The organism is Nonomuraea sp. NPDC054003, from assembly GCF_055585125.1.
The window spans coordinates 65400-81769 of the sequence record NZ_JBVJKR010000010.1; the positions used below are offsets into that span (position 1 = coordinate 65400).

Here is a 16370-nt window from a genome sequence, read left to right on the forward strand (position 1 = left end):
AGCGCATGGACTTCATCCTCGCCAGGAACCGCACCGATCTGATCAAGGCTCGCGGTGGCGGCACCCTCGCCCTCGTCCCCACCATGGGAGCCCTGCACGAAGGGCACCGCTCGCTCATCAGGCTGGCCCGCGACCGCGCCGACCAGGTCGTCGTCAGCGTCTTCGTCAACCCGCTGCAGTTCGGGCCCGGGGAGGACTACTCCCGCTACCCGCGCACCTTCGACGCCGACCTGGCGGCGTGCCGCGAGGAGGGCGTGGACGTGGTGTTCGCCCCGGCGGCGGGCGACATGTACCTCCCCGACCGCCAGGTGAGCGTGTGCGCGGGCGAGATGGGGCGGATCGTCGAGGGCGCCTCCAGGCCGGGCCACTTCGACGGCATGCTGACCGTGGTGCTCAAGCTGTTCAACCTGGTGCGGCCGGACGTCGCGGTGTTCGGGCAGAAGGACGCCCAGCAGCTGTCCATGATCCGCCGCATGGTCGCCGACCTGGACGTGCCCGTGGAGGTCGTCGGCGCGCCGACCGTCAGGGAGCCCGACGGCCTGGCCCTGTCGAGCCGCAACCGCTACCTGTCGGCCGGCGAGCGCCGGGTGGCGCTGGCGCTGTCGCGCGCCCTGCGCGCCGGAGCGGGGGAGCCGACCCCGGCCCGGGTCCGCGCCGCGGCCTCGAAGGTGCTCGCCGAGGCCCCGCCGGAGCTGGAGCTCGACTACCTGGTGCTGGTGGATCCGGCCACGTTCACGGAGGTCTCCGACCCGTACGAGGGAGAAGCGGTTCTCGCGGTGGCCGCGAAGGTCGGCGCGACCAGGCTGATCGACAACATGGTGGTGCGGCTGGGCCGGTAGCGGCCCCCGGGGCGCGCGCATACTCGGTCAGGCGTTATCGTCATATTGACGAAATAGCCCCGATTGAGGAGGGCCCATGAGTGCACCGGCGATCCCCCTGCGGCTGGCGGCGCCCGATCCGGGCTGGACCGCCGAGGCGGACCTGGTCGTCGTCGGATCCGGGATCGCCGGGCTCACCGTGGCGCTGCGCCACGCCGAGCTGGCCCCGGCCGAGCGGGTCCTGGTCGTCACCAAGGACGTGCTCTCCTCCGGCTCCACCCGATGGGCGCAGGGCGGCATAGCCGCCGTCCTCGACCCCGGCGACAGCCCGGACGAGCATCTCAACGACACGCTGCTGGCCGGGGTCGGGCTGTGCGACACGCGGGCCGTGCGCACGCTGGTCACCGAGGGGCCGGGGGCGCTGCGGCGGCTGATGGACCGCGGCGCCCGCTTCGACCGCACCCCCGACGGCCGGCTCCAGCTCACCCGCGAGGGCGGTCACCGGCGCGACCGCATCGTGCACGCGGGCGGCGACGCCACCGGCGCGGAGGTGCAGCGGGCGCTGGTCGAGGCGGTACGCGCGAGCGGCATCGAGGTGATCGAGCACGCGCTCGTCCTCGATCTGCTGAAGGACGCCGCGGGCCGGGCCACCGGCGTCACCCTGCACGTCATGGGCGAGGGCGCGCGCGACGGCGTGGGCGCGGTGCGGGCCCGCGCGGTCGTGCTCGCCACCGGTGGGATGGGCCAGGTCTACGCGGCCACCACCAACCCGGTCGTGTCCACGGGCGACGGGGTGGCGCTGGCGCTGCGGGCCGGCGCGGTGGTGCGCGACCTGGAGTTCGTCCAGTTCCACCCGACCGTGCTGTGGCTGGGCGAGGACTCGACCGGGCAGCAGCCGCTGATCTCCGAGGCGGTCAGGGGAGAGGGCGCGTTCCTGGTCGACCACGAGGGCGACAGGTTCATGACCGGCGTGCACGAGCTGGCCGATCTGGCGCCGCGCGACGTGGTGGCCAAGGCGATCATGCGGGTGATGCGGGAGACCGGGCGCGACCACGTCTTCCTCGACGGCCGCCACTTCGGGCCGGACAAGTGGCGGACCAGGTTCCCCACCATCGAGGCCGTCTGCCGCGCCCACGGCATCGACCCGGTCACCCAGCTCATCCCGGTCTCCCCGGCCGCCCACTACGCCAGCGGCGGCGTCCGTACGGACCTGTACGGCCGCACGTCCATCGAGGGCCTGTACGCGTGCGGCGAGGTCGCCTGCACCGGCGTGCACGGCGCCAACCGGCTGGCCTCCAACTCGCTGCTCGAAGGGCTGGTGTTCGCCGAGCGGATCGCCGAGGACGTGCACCGCGCCAGGCCCCGGCCGGGCGGGCCGGAGCAGTCCGCCGCCCCGGCCGGGCTGATCGACCCGCGGGCGCGCGGCCGGATCCAGCACCACATGAGCGCCGGCGCCGGGGTGCTGCGCAACCGCGGATCCCTGACGGCCACGGCCAGGGCGCTGCGCGACGCCCGCTGGACGCCCGTCGAGGTGCCGCCGTGCACCGAGTCGTGGGAGACCACCAACCTGCTCACCGTCGCCACCGTGCTCGCGGGCACGGCCGCGGCGCGGCTGGAGACGCGCGGCTCCCACTGGCGGGAGGACCGCCCCGAGCGCGACGACCACGAGTGGCTCGGCCACCTGGACGTGACCCTGACCGAGGAGGGCCTGCAGATGACCTACACCCCGCACGGCGACGCGATGCCGCCGAGGCTGGCCCGGGAGCTGGCCGACGCCGGGCTCGACCCCGCCGACGCCGACGCGGTGATCGACCGGGCGCTGGCCGAGGACCTGTCGGCGGCCGGCGACGTCACCAGCATCGCCACGATCCCGGCCGGCCAGCTCTCGTCCGGCGACATGGTGGCCCGCGCCGACGGCGTCGTGGCCGGCCTCGCCCTGGCCGAGGCGGTGTTCCTGCGGCTGGGCGCGACCCGTACCGAGAGGAAGACCGAGGACGGCGAGCGCGTCCGCCGCGGCGAGGTGCTGATGACGGTGGAGGGCCCGACCAGGGCCCTGCTGACGGCCGAGCGCACGGCGCTGAACCTGGTCACGCACCTGTCCGGCATCGCCACGCTGACCGGCCGGTGGGCCGAGGCGATCGGCGGCACCCGGGCGCGGGTGCGCGACAGCCGCAAGACGCTGCCGGGGCTGCGGGCGCTGGAGAAGTACGCGGTGCGCTGCGGCGGCGGCGTCAACCACCGGATGTCGCTGTCCGACGCGGCCCTGATCAAGGACAACCACGTGGTGGCCGCCGGAGGGGTGGCGCCGGCGTTCCGCGCGGTGCGCGAACGGTATCCGGACCTGCCGATCGAGGTCGAGGTCGACAGCCTCGCGGAGCTGGAGGAGGCGCTGGCCGAGGGGGCGGACCTGATCCTGCTGGACAACTTCACCGTGGAACAAACCACCCAGGCCGTCCAAATTGTGAAAAATCGCGCCAACAAGGCGGTTGCCCTCGAAGCCAGCGGGGGATTGACCTTGGAATCGGCCCGTGACGTGGCGGAGACTGGCGTGGACTACCTTGCGGTAGGCGCCCTTACCCACTCGGCGCCGGCCCTGGACGTCGCACTGGATCTACGGGGGTAACACATGCTGCTCACGATCGACGTCGGCAACACGCACACGGTGCTCGGGCTCTTCGAGGGCGAGGACGTCATCGAGCACTGGCGGCTGGCCACCGACGCCCGCCGCACCGCCGACGAGATCGCGGTCGTCCTGCAGGGCCTGCTCGGCCAGTCACCCCTGCTGAAGGGCGCCGACATCGGCGGCATCGCGATCTGCTCGACCGTGCCCAGCGTGCTCAACGAGATGCGCGAGATGTGCCGCCGCTACTACGGCGACGTCACCGCCGTCGTGGTCGAGCCCGGCGTCCGCACCGGCGTGCCCGTACGGATGGACAACCCCAAGGAGGTCGGCAGCGACCGCATCGTCAACGCGCTGGCCGCCATCGACCAGTACGGCGGCCCGTGCGTCATCGTCGACTTCGGCACCGCCACCTCGTTCGACGCGGTGTCGGCCAAGGGCGAGTACATCGGCGCCGTCACCGCTCCCGGCATCGAGATCTCCGTCGACGCCCTGGCCGCCGCCGGCGCCCAGCTCCACAAGGTGGAGCTGATCAGGCCCCGCTCCGTCATCGCCAAGAACACCGTCGAAGCGCTTCAGGCGGGCATCATCTACGGCTTCGCCGGCCAGGTCGACGGCATCGTCGAGCGGATGGCCGCCGAGCTGGCCGACGACCCCGACGACGTGACCGTGGTCGCCACCGGCAGCCACGCCGGCCTGGTCGTCGGCGAGTCGCGCTCCATCGACGTGCACGAGCCGTGGCTCACGCTGATCGGCCTGCGGCTCATCTACCACCGCAACACCAGCTGACACATGAGCAAGCGGCCCCCCGCTCGGGTAGGGGGCCGCTTGCGGCTGGAGGAAACTCACTCGGACTCGGCGGCGTACAGGTACTCCCAGTGGCCGCACTTGCTGACCCACTGCTGGTGCGGGTGGATCTGGCAGACCTTCACCCGCACCGCCGCGACGTCGTCCACGTCGAACCGGAACTTCTTGGAGCCCGGGTAGCCGCAGAACTTCCTGGCGTGGACCGCGTCCCACCCGTGGTCGAAGCCGGCCGCCTGGAACTTCACGTAGGCGCACTTGCCGCCCTGCCCGTAGGTGCGCTGGTCGAGGTCGTGGAGCCGGCCGCGGAGGTGGACCGTGTTGGACGTCTGGTGCTCGTCCCACTCCACGCCGATCCAGCCCTGGGCCTTGGCGAGGTGGTGCTTGGCGTAGACCGGGCCCCAGGAGTGCCCGTCGGCGGTGGCGGCGCTCGCGGCGGCGGGCATCGACAGGGCGACGGCTCCGGTGGCGGCGACGGCGAGCAGGCCGGTGGCGATCTTCCTGAACATGGTCTCTCCCCGAGCCCTCCCTTGGACCGGCCCGCTGCCGGATCCCCCCTTCGAGCCCGTGACACATGGGTAACCGAGCGTGCTTGCAGGCCCCCTGCAGGGGACCGACGAGACCTTGCACGTGGCCGTATCCCCTACCCTTTGGTGATGTGAGCGACGAACTTCCCGAGCAGATGCGCATCCGGAGGGAGAAGCTCGACCGCCTTCGCGCCGAAGGCGTCGACCCTTACCCGGTGAGTTTCCCCCGCACGACCACCAACGCGGAGGTCAGGGCGAAATACCAGGGCCTGGAGCCCGACACCGCCACCGGCGACCGGGTCGGCGTGGCCGGGCGCGTCATGCTCAACCGCGTCGGCGGCAAGCTCTGCTTCGCCACCCTGCGCGACGGCAGCGGCGACCTCCAGGTCATGATCTCGCTCGACAAGGTGGGGGAGGAGTCGCTCGCGTCCTGGAAGCACGACGTCGACCTGGGCGACCACGTCGGCGTCGAGGGCGAGGTGATCACCTCGCGGCGCGGCGAGCTGTCCATCCTCGCCGACCGCTGGCAGATCACGTCCAAGTGCCTGCGCCCGCTGCCCGAGAAGCACCTCGGCCTGACCGACCCCGAGGCCCGGGTCCGCCAGCGCTACGTCGACCTCATCGTCAACGACGAGGCGCGCAAGATGGCCCGCGTCCGCAGCGCGACCGTGCGCGCGGTGCGCGACTTCTGGCACGAGGAGGGCTACCTCGAGGTCGAGACGCCGATGCTGCAGCCGATCCACGGCGGCGCGGCGGCCCGGCCCTTCGCGACCCACATCAACGCCTACGACATGGAGCTCTACCTCCGCATCGCGATCGAGCTCTACCTCAAGCGGCTCGTGGTGGGCGGCGTCGAGAAGGTCTTCGAGGTCAACCGCAACTTCCGCAACGAAGGCGCCGACTCCACCCACAACCCCGAGTTCACCATGGTCGAGGCCTACGGCACCTACCTCGACTACCACGACATGGCCGACCTCACCCAGCGCATGTACCAGAAGGCCGTGGTCGCCGCGCTCGACACCACCGTGGTCGTCCACGACGGCGTCGAGGTCGACCTCGGGCTGCCCGAGTGGCCGCGGGCCAAGCTCTACGACCTGGTGTCCGCCGCGGTGGGCGAGGAGGTCACCACCGAGACCCCGCTGGAGCGCGTCCGCGGCCTGGCCGACAAGCACGACGTGCACTGGGACCCGAAGTGGGGCCAGGGCAAACTGGTCCAGGAGCTGTTCGAGGAGCTGGTCGAACACACCCTCGTCCAGCCCACGTTCGTCATGGACTATCCGCTGGAGACGTCCCCGCTGGCCCGCGTCCACCGCGACAACCCGCTGCTGACCGAGAAGTGGGACCTCATCGGGTTCGGCACCGAGCTCGGCACCGCCTACTCCGAGCTCATCGACCCGATCGACCAGCGCCGCCGCCTGGAGGAGCAGTCCCTGCTCGCCGCCGGCGGCGACCTGGAGGCCATGCAGCTCGACGAGGACTTCCTGCAGGCCCTGGAGTACGGCATGCCCCCGACGGGCGGCATGGGCGCCGGCATCGACCGGATGATCATGGCCTTCACGGGCCGCAACATCCGCGAGACCATTCTCTTCCCCCTGGTCAAGCCCACCCGCTGACCGCGCCGAGCCAGCCCGCCCGCGCTACAGGCGCGGGCGGTTGAGCCTGACGGGCAGCCGGGCCAGGCCGCGCAGCACCAGGTTCTCCTTGTACGGCGGATCCGCGTCGGCCAGCTCCAGCCCCGGCGCGGCCCCGGCCAGCGCGGCCAGCGCCACCTCGCCTTCCAGCCGGGCCAGCGGCGCACCCAGGCAGAAGTGCACCCCCAGACCGAACGCCAGATGCCTGCCAGGCGCCCGCCCCACGTCGAACCGGTCCGGGTCGGGGAAGGCCGCCGGGTCGCGGTTGGCCGCGCCGACCAGCGCCAGCGTCGACGTGCCCGCCGGCACCCGGACGCCGCCCAGCTCGGCGTCCTCCAGCGCGACACGGGCCGTGAGCTGGACCGGCGGGTCATACCTGAGGACCTCCTCCACGACCTCCCTGGGCCGCTCGGCCGCCCGCCCCAGCACGCCGTGCCTGACCAGGTTGAGCACGCCGTTGGCGATGAGGTTGACGGTCGTCTCGTGACCGGCCACCAGCAGCAGCACGCACGTGGCCAGCAGCTCGCGCTCGGTCAGCTCCTCGACCTGGACGAGCGCGCTGAGCAGGTCGTCGGCCGGCCGTTCCCGCCGCAGCGCGATGAGACCCTGGAAGTAGTCGTGGAACTCGCGCCGGTGGCGTTGTGAGCGCTCGGTCAGCTCGTCGGTGACGATCGGGTCGAGGCTGCGCGCCAGGGTCTCGCTCCAGCCGCGGAAGCGCTCGTGGTCCTCCGCCGGCACGCCCAGCATCTCGCTGATCACCATGACGGGCAGCGGGTAGGCGAAGTCGCGGACCAGGTCGGCCTCGTCGGGCAGCGCGGCGATCAGGTCGGCGGTGATCGTCTCGATGCGCGGGCGCAGCCGCCGCACCATGCCGGGCGTGAAGGCCTTGCTGACGAGTCCGCGCATCCGGGTGTGGTCCGGCGGGTCCATCATGAGGAACGAACGGACCGGTTCGTCCGGCCCGGCGGGCGCGGGGGTGGGGCCGTGACCGAAACGAGGGTCGCGCAACAGGGCCGAGCAGAGCTCGTGGGAGGTGGCGACGAGCAGCCCGCCGCGCGTCCGGAAGAGCGGCCCGCTCTCGCGCAGCTTCCGGTATCGGGAATACGGCTCGCGCAGGAACGCATAATCGTACGGATCGAAACCCAGCATGTCGCTGGGGCTCAGCGTGGACGGCGGCGCGCTGTCAGAGTCCTTGTGATCGATCATTGCGCTTGGAAATGTGCCGACATACGCCGAGTACTTCACGTAGGACGGATCATGTCAATGGCTATGGTCAAGTAGGGCAGATCTTACGCTTGACGGCCTTTGCCGGATGCGTTTACGTAGTCGGGGCGAGCAGCCTTTCGCTCGTGCCAGGACGTCACCGAGTAGTGCTGTTGGGGGGGAGGGCTCCCGATGGATGTGCTCAGTGAAAATGTTGAACTGAGCCATGCAGATCTGGCGTTGCTGGCGGAGCTGGCCAAGGGCGTCACAGTAGACCGAGTGGGGAGGCGCCTTGATTGCAGCGGCCGCACGGTGCGCCGAAGACTGAGGGGCATCTGCGACCGGATCGGGGTGGCCACGGCCATCGAAGCCGTGGCCTGGGCCGCGCGCCGCCAGCTGATCTAGCCGTCAGTCGGCGATGCGCACCGCTCCGGCGTAGGGGCGCCGGTCGAGTGAGGCGATGCGTACGACGTCGCCCGTGCGCGGCGCGTGCACCATCATGCCGCCGCCGAGGTAGATGCCCACGTGGTGCAGGTCGCTGTAGAAGAAGACCAGGTCGCCGGGGCGCAGCTCCTCGCGCGCGATGTGCCTGCCCGCGGTCCACTGGTCGCCGGTGTAGTGCGGCAGCGAGATGCCGACGCGCTGGTAGGCGGCCATGACCAGCCCCGAGCAGTCGTAGCCGTTGGGGCCTTCCGCGCCCCAGACGTACGGCTTGAGCTGCTGGGTGAGGGCCCAGCGGGCGGCCTGGGCCGCCTTGCCGTCGCCGGGGATGGGCAGGGTCACCTTGACGGCCCTGGTGCCGGGGCGGCCGGCCTCGCCGAGCGCGCGCTGGAACAACCGGCTCTCGACCTTGGTGACGAGCTTGGAGATCCGGTCGCGCTTGGCGCCGAGGTCCTTGACGATCTTGTTGACCTCGTCGATGCGGGTCTGGGCGCCGGTCCTGGCCCGCTCGGCCGCGTCCATCGCCTTGGTCAGCTTGAGGACCTCCTCGCTCTGCTGCTGCCGCAGGGCGTAGGTGGTGGCCGCGCGGTCGAGGTAGCTCTCGGGGTCGCCGCCGGTGGTGAAGGCGAGCACCCGGCTGAGGCCGCCCGACATGTATTCGGCCTCGACCAGCTGCGACGCCCTGGTCTTCTTCGTGGCCAGGTCGGCCTCGCTGGCGGCGAGCCTCTTCTTGGCGTTCTCCACGGCCTTCTTGGCCGTCTTGAGCTTCTCGCGCTGCCCGTTGTACTGCTCGGTGAGGGTCTCGATCTCCAGGTGCATCTCCTCGACCTGCTCGGAGAGCTCCTTGAGCGAGGGCTTGGGGTCGGCGGCGACGGTCCCCGCGGGAGCGGCGACGAGCAGCGCGGCGAGGGTGGCGGCCACGATGCCCAGCCTGCGGCCGTAGCCGGCCCGTTCCGGAGGGCGGGCGCGCTCGCCCGCGGAACTCCCCCTGCGGTCGCGCGTGCGCTTCACCAATCGAGCTCCTTCCGTAGCGCGCCGACCGGGTTAGCTGACGGGTTCGGGCTCGGACCGGCCCTACCGAGCGAGGTGCTCGGACTCACCCCTGGCGGCGCCGCTCGAACGCCGCCGGCGGGTCCCCGGCTCCCCTTGCGGGGATTGGGCGCGTCTCCGCGCCACATGCGCGGGGACATCGACGCTGGACACTAATGCACCGAGGGTTCCTGCTCAACCGGAACTACAGACTCTGTAGAGATTTCACAACCGGGGGGTCACAAGGTGGTCTCGTAAAGCACGGTACGGCAAAGACTTCATGTCCTCTTTGTGCCTGCTTGGACCAGGCATGGAACGGTAGGAAACCTCCAACGCCACAGGTGCTCGTACAGCCACGAGACGTTACAAGATGGGCGCAAGTCCGGGGTTAGGGGTGAGCCGTAATCACAAACTGTAGGCTGGAGGGTCATGGAGCAGGTCGCCGAACGTCCCCTTCCCGACACGCAGGTCCTGGTCCGGCGTGCCCGGACGCCGGACGTCAAGGCCATCAAATTCCTGGTCGACACCTATGGAGGCCCCGGCCCCCGGCTGCTGGAGAAGGCCACGGTCACCCTGTACGAGGACGTGCAGGAGTTCTGGGTCGCCGAGCGCGACGGCAAGGTCGTCGGCTGCGGGGCGCTGCACGTCCTCTGGGAGGACCTGGCGGAGATCCGCACCGTGGCGGTCCACCCGGAGGCGCGCGGGCTGGCCATCGGCCACCGCATCGTCACGGCCCTCATCGACACGGCCAAAGAACTCGGCCTGCAGCGTGTTTTCTGCCTCACTTTCGAGGTCGACTTCTTCGCGAGACACGGATTCCGGGTGATCAAAGGCACCCCGGTCTCGCCCGAGGTCTACGCCGAACTCCTGGCCTCGTACGACGAGGGCGTGGCCGAGTTCCTGGACCTGGAACACGTCAAGCCCAACACCCTGGGGAACACACGGATGTTGCTCCACCTGACCTCGGGTGATGCGGATCTTGACTGACAGAAAAGGTGATTGTTGATACCCATGTCGATACGTTGTCCAGGACAGGCATGTGCCCTGACACGTGCCACATGCGCACGCGAAGCGAGGTGACACGGTGAGCACCGGACAGCCGCCGTATCCGCAGGATGAATCCAGCGAGAATCATCCGGGATACGGGCACAACCCGGGACACCCCCATGGGGAGGATCCCGACGCGACGGTCGTGGGCTACAGGGCCGACGACCCCTACGGCCAGGGCCAGTACGGCCAGCAGCCCCCGTACGGGCAGCAGCAGCAGTACGGTCAGCCGGGTCAGCAGGGCTACGGCCAGCAGGGCGCGTCCCAGCCGGGCTACGGCCAGCCCCAGTACGGCCAGCAGCCCGACTACGGCCAGCAGGGTTACGGTCAGCAGCCTCAGTACGGTCAGCAGGCTCCCTCGCAACCCGACTACGGCCAGCCCCAGTACGGCCAGCAGGCCCCTTCCCAGCCTGACTACGGCCAGCAGCCCCAGTACGGCCAGCAGGCTCCCTCGCAACCCGACTACGGCCAGCAGCCCCAGTACGGTCAGCCCCAGTACGGCCAGCAGCCCTCCTCGGGTCAGCAGGGCTACGGCCAGCAGCCCTCCTCGGGTCAGCAGGGCTACGGCCAGCAGCCCTCCTCGGGTCAGCAGGCTTACGGTCAGCAGGGCTACGGTCAGCAGGGCTACGGTCAGCAGGCCCCCTCCCAGTCCGGTTACGGCCAGCAGCCCGATTCCCAGTCCGGCTACGGTCAGCAGGCCTACGGCCAGCAGGGTTACGGTCAGCAGCCGCAGTCAGGGCAGCAGTACGGCCAGCCCGGCTACGGTCAGCAGGCGCAGTATGGCCAGCAGCAGTACGGCCAGCCCGGCTACGGTCAGCAGCCCCAGTACGGCCAGCAGTACGGTCAGCCCGCCTACGGGCAGCCGGGCTACGGCCAGCCGGTCGGCGTGCAGCCTCCGGGTGCCCCCGCGCCGCTGGCGGAGTGGTGGCAGCGGCTGGTGGCCCGTCTCATCGACGGCTGCATCTTCGGCGTCGTCTATTTCCTCATCTCGCTGGTGCTGGGCATCTTCTTCGTGGCCAGCTACAACTCGGTGACGGGTGTCACGACGGGCTTCTTCAGCTCGTTCCTGATCGGTCTCATCCAGTGGATCCTGCTGGTCGGCCTCTACGTCGCCTACGACTACTTCATGACCAAGATGAACGGTCAGACGGTCGGCAAGATGGTGATGGGGATCAAGGTCGTCCCCGTGGGCGGCGCCATGCCGCCCGGCGGCCTGCCGGGCAACATGGCCCTGAAGCGGGCCGGCGGCACGTGGGGCGGCTATGCGCTCGGGATCCTCCCGCTCGTCGGTGCCTTCCTCGGCGCGATCGCGGTCATGCTCAACGCCGCCTCGCAGCTGTGGGACAAGCCTCTGCAGCAGACGTTCGCCGACAAGTTCGCCGGCACCGTCGTGGTGAAGATCAAGTAGCCTGTACGGCTCGGAAAACAGGGATCGGTGATCCACCGGTCCCTGTTTTCGCGTGTGTGCTCCGTACCAGAATGGGAACGGTCGGGACACCGATGGGGCGAGGTGAGGGTTATGGCCACGACGCCGCGGGCCGATCCGGTGCCCGCGGAATGGTGGGAACGGCTGGCCGCCCGGCTCATTGAAGCGCTCGTCTTCGGGGTGTTCTATTACATTCTGTTCATCGCGCTGTGGGGTATCTTCCGGACTGTCGGGGTGCTGGAGCTCTTCGGGGGCCGTTTGCCGGGCGTGTTCGCATGGGTGTTGGCCGGGCTGGGTTATACGGTCTACGACTGGGTCACGCTTTCACGAGGCGGGCGCACGTTCGGCAAGGCGATCATGCGCATTCGGGTGGAGCCGGCCCGGCTGGGGGCGCGTGACCGGTTGAAACGGGTCCTCGGCTATCCGGCCCCGGCCATCGTGATGGGCATTCCGGTGCTCAATCTGCTGGCCGGAATGTACGTGTTCGCGGTGGGCCTGCTCATCCTGATCGACAAGCCGCTGCAGCGTGGGCCCCATGACAAGCTGGCCGGAACCCTCGTCGTTAAAGATCATTCCTGAGCTGGGAAGCCTGGGCGCCGCTTTTCAGGAAACTTGGGGTAGATCCGGTAAGGCACCTGGAGAGACTGGCATTAGGCTATGAGACGTCCGGGTTGCCGGATGTTGATGCCCCTGCCAGGCTATGGGCATCTGTGTGCCGCTATGGTCTGCGGTGCGAAGGTCGTCGACAGGGCGACACCCGGGGCGGTCAAGCCCGTGCCCGCCGCACCGCCCGTGCATAAAAGGCCAGGAAACCCCCCGTCCGCTGTGGAGGCGAGGACGAATGGAAGTTGTGACAGAGGTTTTGTCGGCGCTCATCCCGCCGCTCGTCGTGGGGGGCGCCTTCATCTTTGGGGTGGTGAAGTTGGTGCGCGCCGAGGGCCCTGGGAGGCGGCCAAACCGGCAGGATCAGGCCGAGAAGAGCAACTGATCAGCGACTCAGCGGAATCGTCGCTGAGCTGAATTGTCTTAACGTCTTTCCGGGTATATGTTTGGTCGAGCGAATGAAACAATGCTCCGGAAAGGATTGCGTAGATGGCCAAGCAGATCCAGGAGATTCTCATCGATGACCTCGATGGGGGCGAGGCCAATGAGACGGTCAGCTTCGCTATTGACGGCGCTTCCTATGAGATTGACCTCAGCGACGTTAACGCCAAGAAGCTGAGGGACGCTCTCACGCCTTTCGTGCAGCACGCTCGCAGGGCAGGGGCGGTCACCACGCGCCGTCGAGGCCGCGGCGGTCAGCGGGCGATGAGCCGCGAGAAGAGCGCCGAGATCAGGCAGTGGGCCAAGGCCCACGGTCTGCCCGTCAGTGAGCGAGGCCGGATCGCCTCCACCGTCGTCGAGAAGTACGAGGCGGCCCACTAAGGGAGCCGTCGGCTGACCATGCGCTTATGCCGCTCGCCTAAGGACCCCGGCGGTCGCCATAAGCGCATGATCGTTCAGGGCGAATCTCAGATCGTGGACACTTTCTGTTCTGTCGATCTTCGATTCGCCCGAAATATGGGCATTTGGGTCTTCGCATCGAACCGCCGGGCGCGTGTTTTGGCGGTTTTGTCGGGGATGACGGGGCTCCAGCGCTTTCGGGCGATCTGGGGCCCCATCTCTGTTGTACGGCTTCTCTGAAGGGGCCGCTGCCGCGCATTGCGCGCACTTCCCGCGTCGGGTAGGCCACCTACCGTTCCGTCCCTCCGGGCCTTGGCGATCACGCCGGACTGGTAACGTCGCTGACCAGACTGATCAGGCGGCGGATTTCGCTCTGGGTGATGCGATGCACATCCGCTTGGCCCGCGTTTGCATCGCCACATACGATGGCAGGGTGTAAGAGATACGGACCCGGCGTCTCAGGATGCATGGGCATGATGACGGGCGACGACCCGACCCAAGGGCCGGCCCGTCAGGCGTCCCCATCGCCGATCCGTGTGATCTGCCACCGCCGCCGGCGGCGAATAAGAGCCGCAGTACCCATGCGTCCCAAACATCGTTCGCTTGCGGCGTATCGGGAACACGTCACCCCCGAACCATAGTTGGATGGAGGGTGAACGCCCTGCTCTCGGGGAACGCTCTCTGCTATAGAGCGCGTCAGCGGCAGAGGGCACGGTTCGCCGAGCCAGGGCTAGCATGCGGGATGACGGGACCGGATTTACCGGCCTGACTGACCGCTCTGTGAGGAGCGACGAGATGTTCGAGAGGTTCACCGACCGAGCAAGGCGTGTTGTCGTCCTGGCCCAAGAAGAGGCCAGGATGCTCAACCACAACTACATCGGCACTGAGCACATTCTTCTTGGTTTGATCCACGAAGGTGAGGGCGTGGCCGCCAAGGCTCTGGAGAGCCTCGGCATCAGCCTTGAGGGCGTGCGTCAGCAGGTCGAGGAGATCATCGGCCAGGGCCAGTCGGCTCCGTCGGGGCACATTCCCTTCACCCCGCGGGCCAAGAAGGTCCTCGAGCTGTCGCTCCGTGAGGCTTTGCAGCTGGGTCACAACTACATCGGCACCGAGCACATCCTGCTCGGTCTCATCCGCGAGGGTGAGGGTGTGGCCGCCCAGGTGCTGGTCAAGCTTGGAGCTGATCTCAACCGGGTGCGGCAGCAGGTGATCCAGCTGCTCCACGGTTACCAGGGCAAGGAGCCGGCCGCCGCCGGCGGCCCCCAGGAGTCGGCCCCGTCGACGTCCCTGGTGCTCGACCAGTTCGGCCGCAACCTGACCCAGGCCGCCCGCGAGGGCAAGCTGGATCCGGTCATCGGCCGTGAGAAGGAGATCGAGCGGGTCATGCAGGTCCTCTCCCGGAGGACCAAGAACAACCCCGTTCTCATCGGCGAGCCCGGCGTCGGCAAGACCGCCGTCGTCGAGGGCCTGTCGCAGAAGATCGTCAGGGGCGAGGTGCCCGAGACGCTGAAGGACAAGCAGCTCTACACGCTTGACCTCGGCGCCCTGGTCGCCGGCTCCCGCTACCGCGGCGACTTCGAAGAGCGCCTGAAGAAGGTGCTCAAGGAAATCCGCACGCGCGGCGACATCATCCTGTTCATCGACGAGCTCCACACGCTCGTGGGTGCGGGCGCCGCCGAGGGCGCGATCGACGCCGCCAGCATCCTCAAGCCGATGCTGGCCCGCGGCGAGCTGCAGACCATCGGTGCCACGACTCTCGACGAGTACCGCAAGTACCTCGAGAAGGACGCCGCGCTGGAGCGCCGGTTCCAGCCGATCCAGGTGGCCGAGCCCTCGCTCAGCCACACGATCGAGATCCTCAAGGGTCTGCGCGACCGCTACGAGGCCCACCACCGCGTGTCGATCACCGACGGCGCGCTGGTGGCCGCCGCGCAGCTGGCCGACCGCTACATCAGCGACCGCTACCTTCCCGACAAGGCGATCGACCTCATCGACGAGGCCGGCTCGCGCATGCGCATCCGCCGCATGACCGCGCCGCCGGACCTGCGCGAGTACGACGAGAAGATCGCCAACGTCCGCCGCGACAAGGAGTCCGCGATCGACGCGCAGGACTTCGAGAAGGCGGCTGCCCTCCGCGACCAGGAGAAGCAGCTCCAGCTCAAGCGCGAGCGGCGCGAGAAGGAGTGGAAGGCCGGCGACATGGACGTCGTGGCCGAGGTCACCGAGGAGCTCATCGCCGAGGTCCTGGCCACCGCCACCGGCATCCCGGTCTTCAAGCTGACCGAGGAGGAGTCGCAGCGCCTGCTCCGCATGGAGGACGAGCTCCACAAGCGGATCATCGGGCAGGACGACGCCATCAAGGGCCTGTCGCGGTCCATCCGGCGCACCCGCGCCGGTCTGAAGGACCCGCGGCGTCCCGGCGGCTCGTTCATCTTCGCGGGTCCGTCCGGTGTCGGTAAGACCGAGCTGTCCAAGGCTCTGGCGGAGTTCCTCTTCGGCGACGAGGACGCGCTGATCAGCCTGGACATGTCGGAGTTCATGGAGAAGCACACCGTCTCGCGGCTGTTCGGCTCGCCTCCCGGCTACGTCGGCTACGAGGAGGGCGGCCAGCTCACCGAGAAGGTGCGGCGCAAGCCGTTCTCCGTGGTCCTGTTCGACGAGATCGAGAAGGCCCACCCCGACATCTTCAACTCGCTGCTGCAGATCCTGGAAGACGGTCGCCTGACCGACGCCCAGGGCCGGGTGGTCGACTTCAAGAACACGGTCATCATCATGACCACCAACCTCGGCACCCGCGACATCTCCAAGGGCATCGGGGTCGGGTTCGCGAAGTCCAACGACGCCGACTCCAACTACGACCGGATGAAGGCCAAGGTCCAGGAAGAGCTCAAGCAGCACTTCCGGCCCGAGTTCCTCAACCGTGTCGACGACATCGTGGTCTTCCACCAGCTCACGCCCAACGAGATCATCAAGATCGTCGATCTGATGCTCGCGCAGGTGGCCGAGCGGCTGAAGGACCGCGACATGGGGCTCGACGTCTCGCCCGAGGCCAGGCAGCTGCTGGCCGACCGCGGCTACGACCCGGTCATGGGCGCCCGGCCGCTGCGCCGTACGATCCAGCGCGAGCTGGAAGACTCGCTGTCGGAGAAGATCCTCTACGGCGAGCTCCGTCCGGGGCAGGTCGTGAAGGTGACCATCGAGGGTGAGGGCGACGACGCCAGGTTCCTGTTCGCGGGAGAGGACGCCACTCAGGTGCCCGACTCCGCGGCGGCGATCGCCGGTTCCATCCAGAGCTGACCCAGTTCACGAAAACCCCCGTGCGCTCCGGCGCACGGGGGTTTTCGCATGTGGTGACGGGAAACGTTGCCGAATCGTTGAAGG

General features: G+C 69.0%; 13 protein-coding genes and 1 riboswitch. Of the genes, 10 read left to right on the plus strand and 3 right to left on the minus strand.

The window, feature by feature from the left end:
• Positions 1 to 5: 5 nt before the first annotated feature.
• The 3 genes from panC to ACZ6YG_RS25990 all read left to right on the plus strand — a co-directional run bounded on the left by panC (position 6) and on the right by ACZ6YG_RS25990 (position 4227).
• Entirely contained in the window at positions 6 to 839 is an 834-nt protein-coding gene (panC, locus tag ACZ6YG_RS25980; protein ID WP_466019429.1) for a pantoate--beta-alanine ligase, read from the plus strand.
• Positions 840 to 915: 76 nt separating this feature from the next.
• A complete protein-coding gene (locus ACZ6YG_RS25985; protein WP_466019430.1) occupies positions 916 to 3441 on the plus strand; it encodes an L-aspartate oxidase in 2526 nt (841 codons plus the stop codon).
• 3 nt (positions 3442 to 3444) lie between these two features.
• On the plus strand, positions 3445 to 4227 hold the full coding sequence (locus tag ACZ6YG_RS25990; protein WP_148035614.1) for a type III pantothenate kinase: 783 nt from the start codon (positions 3445 to 3447) through the stop codon (positions 4225 to 4227).
• Positions 4228 to 4283: 56 nt separating this feature from the next.
• Here ACZ6YG_RS25990 and ACZ6YG_RS25995 read toward each other — a convergent pair whose 3' ends face one another.
• Complete coding sequence (locus ACZ6YG_RS25995; RefSeq protein WP_466019431.1) at positions 4284 to 4751, minus strand: hypothetical protein; 468 nt, start codon at positions 4749 to 4751, stop codon at positions 4284 to 4286.
• A gap of 173 nt (positions 4752 to 4924) precedes the next feature.
• Between ACZ6YG_RS25995 and lysX the strand changes: the two genes are divergently transcribed.
• Positions 4925 to 6382, plus strand: a complete 1458-nt coding sequence (gene lysX / locus ACZ6YG_RS26000) for a bifunctional lysylphosphatidylglycerol synthetase/lysine--tRNA ligase LysX (RefSeq protein WP_148037153.1) — start codon at positions 4925 to 4927, stop codon at positions 6380 to 6382.
• Between the two features lie 24 nt (positions 6383 to 6406).
• Here the strand turns inward: lysX and ACZ6YG_RS26005 are convergent, their stop codons facing one another.
• Positions 6407 to 7606, minus strand: coding sequence for a cytochrome P450 (locus ACZ6YG_RS26005; RefSeq protein ID WP_466019432.1), 1200 nt, complete (start codon positions 7604 to 7606; stop codon positions 6407 to 6409).
• Between the two features lie 189 nt (positions 7607 to 7795).
• Between ACZ6YG_RS26005 and ACZ6YG_RS26010 the strand changes: the two genes are divergently transcribed.
• On the plus strand, positions 7796 to 8008 hold the full coding sequence (locus ACZ6YG_RS26010) for a LuxR C-terminal-related transcriptional regulator (protein ID WP_148035612.1): 213 nt from the start codon (positions 7796 to 7798) through the stop codon (positions 8006 to 8008).
• Positions 8009 to 8011: 3 nt separating this feature from the next.
• Here the strand turns inward: ACZ6YG_RS26010 and ACZ6YG_RS26015 are convergent, their stop codons facing one another.
• Positions 8012 to 9055: a C40 family peptidase gene (locus ACZ6YG_RS26015; RefSeq protein ID WP_466019433.1), complete on the minus strand. Its 1044-nt coding sequence runs from the start codon at positions 9053 to 9055 to the stop codon at positions 8012 to 8014.
• 6 nt (positions 9056 to 9061) lie between these two features.
• A riboswitch (cyclic di-AMP (ydaO/yuaA leader) is annotated at positions 9062 to 9216 on the minus strand.
• Between the two features lie 286 nt (positions 9217 to 9502).
• Here ACZ6YG_RS26015 and ACZ6YG_RS26020 point away from each other — a divergent pair.
• The 5 genes from ACZ6YG_RS26020 to ACZ6YG_RS26040 all read left to right on the plus strand — a co-directional run bounded on the left by ACZ6YG_RS26020 (position 9503) and on the right by ACZ6YG_RS26040 (position 16286).
• Positions 9503 to 10060: an amino-acid N-acetyltransferase gene (locus tag ACZ6YG_RS26020; protein WP_148035610.1), complete on the plus strand. Its 558-nt coding sequence runs from the start codon at positions 9503 to 9505 to the stop codon at positions 10058 to 10060.
• Positions 10061 to 10157: 97 nt separating this feature from the next.
• Positions 10158 to 11528, plus strand: a complete 1371-nt coding sequence (locus ACZ6YG_RS26025; RefSeq protein WP_466019434.1) for an RDD family protein — start codon at positions 10158 to 10160, stop codon at positions 11526 to 11528.
• A gap of 111 nt (positions 11529 to 11639) precedes the next feature.
• Positions 11640 to 12125, plus strand: coding sequence for an RDD family protein (locus ACZ6YG_RS26030; RefSeq protein ID WP_148035609.1), 486 nt, complete (start codon positions 11640 to 11642; stop codon positions 12123 to 12125).
• A gap of 513 nt (positions 12126 to 12638) precedes the next feature.
• A complete protein-coding gene (locus ACZ6YG_RS26035; protein ID WP_148035608.1) occupies positions 12639 to 12971 on the plus strand; it encodes a histone-like nucleoid-structuring protein Lsr2 in 333 nt (110 codons plus the stop codon).
• An 813-nt stretch (positions 12972 to 13784) separates the two neighbouring features.
• Positions 13785 to 16286, plus strand: coding sequence for an ATP-dependent Clp protease ATP-binding subunit (locus ACZ6YG_RS26040; RefSeq protein ID WP_148035607.1), 2502 nt, complete (start codon positions 13785 to 13787; stop codon positions 16284 to 16286).
• The last annotated feature ends 84 nt before the right edge of the window (positions 16287 to 16370 follow it).